This is a genomic window from Photobacterium aphoticum (assembly GCF_001029435.1).
GTDB classification, from domain to species: Bacteria; Pseudomonadota; Gammaproteobacteria; order Enterobacterales; family Vibrionaceae; genus Photobacterium; species Photobacterium aphoticum.
In genome coordinates this window covers 1-323 of sequence record NZ_LDOV01000119.1, presented here as the reverse complement: position 1 = coordinate 323, position 323 = coordinate 1, and the positions used below count along the sequence as shown (strand labels likewise).

At 43.7% G+C, this 323-nt stretch carries 1 pseudogene; it reads right to left on the bottom strand.

The window, feature by feature from the left end:
- Nucleotides 1-323, bottom strand: a pseudogene (locus ABT58_RS24340) (capsular biosynthesis protein); the annotation flags it as partial.

Here is a 323-nt window from a genome sequence, read left to right as displayed (position 1 = left end):
CTGGCTGTTGCTTTTAAAAAAGCGAATATTGGATGGCAGTGAAAGTTGGCTCCACTTTAACGTTTTAGTAGGAACGGAATACAAGATGAACATTGAAACATAAGCGAGTAGCGCACCTCCCCATGCCCAGTAGAAGGTTTCCATATCATGCATGGTGTAGATCAGCGCAAGTACCAGCCCCGATATGGTTGTGCGTTGAAGCGCTAACACCTTAATTTTCGAATCGCGTAGCAACAAGTTCTCAGAAATTAAGATCCAAGAGTGGCCAAGAATCAGTAAGAAAAGCTGTTCGTAACTGCGTTCGAAGAAAAATCCTGTTGCCA